4 protein-coding genes are annotated in these 2481 nt (G+C 42.2%); 1 reads left to right on the top strand and 3 read right to left on the bottom strand.

The annotated features are described in order from the left end of the window. Positions 1-202: hypothetical protein (locus tag CS022_RS27025; protein WP_235869901.1), on the top strand; the 202-nt coding region annotated here is incomplete at its 5' end. A 596-nt stretch (positions 203-798) separates the two neighbouring features. Here CS022_RS27025 and CS022_RS24420 read toward each other — a convergent pair. From CS022_RS24420 to CS022_RS24410, 3 genes are all read right to left on the bottom strand, one after another. Further along, positions 799-1215, bottom strand: coding sequence for a GNAT family N-acetyltransferase (locus CS022_RS24420; protein ID WP_129124457.1), 417 nt, complete (start codon positions 1213-1215; stop codon positions 799-801). Between the two features lie 420 nt (positions 1216-1635). Continuing rightward, the gene (locus tag CS022_RS24415) at positions 1636-2088 is read right to left on the bottom strand and encodes an HIT family protein (protein ID WP_129124456.1); all 453 of its coding nucleotides are present in this window, start codon (positions 2086-2088) and stop codon (positions 1636-1638) included. A gap of 112 nt (positions 2089-2200) precedes the next feature. After that, the gene (locus CS022_RS24410) at positions 2201-2467 is read right to left on the bottom strand and encodes a hypothetical protein (RefSeq protein WP_129124455.1); all 267 of its coding nucleotides are present in this window, start codon (positions 2465-2467) and stop codon (positions 2201-2203) included. Positions 2468-2481: the final 14 nt, after the last annotated feature.

Raw genomic sequence — 2481 nt, 5'->3', positions numbered from 1 at the left:
TCTTCAATGCATCCTGCATTGTATGCGCGGCCTTGCGCTTGTCATCGACGGTCGATTGTGCAGAACCTTGTCTTTGCACCCAGAGAATACAAAAGGCTCCTCACAAGAAGAGTTTGGGTATACATGTATTTCGAGCAAGTGGCCTAAATTAATGAACTTCCATAACGCAAAATCTGGCTCAAGTGAAAACTCAACTTCTTGAAACTTGGAGCCTGCTTTCAGCTCCAAAAGAACATCAGTTAATTTGTATAAGGAGTTACAAGGGACATCGGAAATCTCTAACACTACCTCATGGTTAGAATCACCGACGATAACACCGATCCAGCCGTGTTCAGGTTCACCAAATTTAAATCTAATGTTATTCATAGTTACGTTGCATAAAGCCTGCCAGCACAGGCAAAAAATTGCGGAGCATTTTTTTGTCCTGTGGCTGCATTTGTTAGCCCTTGCTCCATGTCTCTCGCGGCTTGCCGCCAGCACTCTTTGAAAAAGCTGCCGCATTTCGTTTTGCCGCGAACCGTATTTAAACCACCAAGAGACAATAACCTGATTCTGAATTCAACTGCATTATTGGAATTTCAGACACGTCACTCAAACAAAGGTTGCTTACCGTTTTCGAAACGAACCTGCGGCTATGAAAAGAGGGATTTGGCGACTAAACCTTGGGACTCAAAACTCTAAAATTGACGGGGGATAACGTCAGCATAACGGGCGTTTACCAGCACTAATTGATTGAAACGTCTAAATCACCGCTTTTTGATAAATGCGCCACGAGTAAACGTCCCGTTTATGCTCTTGTTATGTGATAATTTTTCGACCACGCTCTAGTACCCAGCAACGCTCATTTCTTGTGTAACCAAGTTGCTCGTAATATTTATTGGCTGATGGTGCGGCGATCAGGAACAGTTTACAAGTAGACTGAATTTTAGCTTGCGTTTGAATCTGTAACTGCTTCCCAATACCTAATCTTTGATATTCTTCATCAACCGCAAGATCTGATAGATAGCAACAATAGTGGAAATCTGTAACTGAACGGGCAACACCTACCAGCTTACTACTATCCCAAGCAGTGACGATGAGATTGCTATTATCTAGCATCCCTCTAATACATTTGGTATTTTCTACTGGGCGACGTTCTCCAAGAGTCGTTCGCTTAAGCAGGTCAATAAATTGTTCAGCAGAAATTTGCTGGTTAACCTTATACTCGATCTTCAGTATGACCCCCTTGTCACATAACGCCTGCCAGCACAGGCAAAAAATTGCGGAGCGGTTTTTTGTCCTGTGGCTGCATTTGTTAGCCCTTGCTCCATGTCTTTCGCGGCTTGCCGTCAGCACCTATAGAAAAAGCTACCGCATTTCACTTTGCCGCAAACCGTGTTTAAGCCACCAAGAGACAACAACCGAAACCTGAATTCAACTGCGTGATTGGAATTTCAGACACGTAACGCAAACAAAGGTTATTTGCAGATTTCGACACAAACCTGCGGCTATGAAAAGAGGAATTTGGCGACTAAACCTTGGGACTCAAAAGTCTAAAATTGATGGGGGATAACGCAAAGCTTAGCGGCGAGCGTGAGCGAGTCCACAGCCCACCGCGAAGCGGTGAATTTAGGGCTGTATTGCTACAGCGCTTTGTTAACTTATGGCTATCCCTGCTTTAATAAGGTACTGCTTTAGATTATTAGCAAATTCTGCCATTTCATCTTTGTTAAATTTTGGAGCATTTTCCCAATCATAAAACCAAGCCGGATATCTTCGTATTTCAGGATCTTCAGACAAGTAGCGAGGGAAAATATGTGTATGTAAAGCTGGTTCGCTATTACCCAATGTTTCGTAGTTGACACGATAACAACCAGTTAGTTCTAGAAGTGCATCTCCAATCACAGTTGTCTCATAGAGATATTGCTTACGCTCTTCTTCAGTCAAGCTATTTAGAGATTCAACTACTGGATCTGCTAACAAAAGGCAATAACCTTTTAAAAACTGAACGTCTCCAATTACTACCCAGCCACTTTTAGTTTTGCAGACTACCGTTTCATTTTTACCATTTCGTGCCGCTTCTACACGGTCATGTATTAGTGTTCCCAATTACTTCAACCCTTAAGTTAACGCCTTGCTAAGCGGCGAGCGCTAGCGAGTCCAGTGGAGGCCGTTTTTTGGCCGAAACGATGCTTGAGCAACTTGTTATATGCCCTGAACTTTACAACTGAATTTCATCTGTTTGTTCAACGCTTTCCGTAACTACAACCTCATCAAATTGAACTTCACTTGCAAAAGATACTTTCCCGTAGATATGCTTGCTAGTTTTAACTTTTTCGCCAAAGAAAATGTCACTTTTAGCGCTTTGTACGGTTTCAATTATGCTCTGTGCGAAGTTCAACAACTCCTTTTCGGTGCCAATTAAATACGCCTCATTCCAACCTGTTTGAGTCGTAATTAAAACATCTGATTTATTCAATTTACTCATTAAATTTCACCAAA

Source organism: Veronia nyctiphanis (assembly GCF_004116385.1).
GTDB lineage: Bacteria > Pseudomonadota > Gammaproteobacteria > Enterobacterales > Vibrionaceae > Veronia > Veronia nyctiphanis.
This window is presented reverse-complemented; position numbering and strand designations above follow the sequence as displayed.

Bases quoted from the DNA above. Each gene is read 5' to 3' on its own strand.
- CS022_RS24410 (WP_129124455.1), bottom strand. From the start codon at position 2,467: ATGAGTAAATTGAATAAATCAGATGTTTTAATTACGACTCAAACAGGT.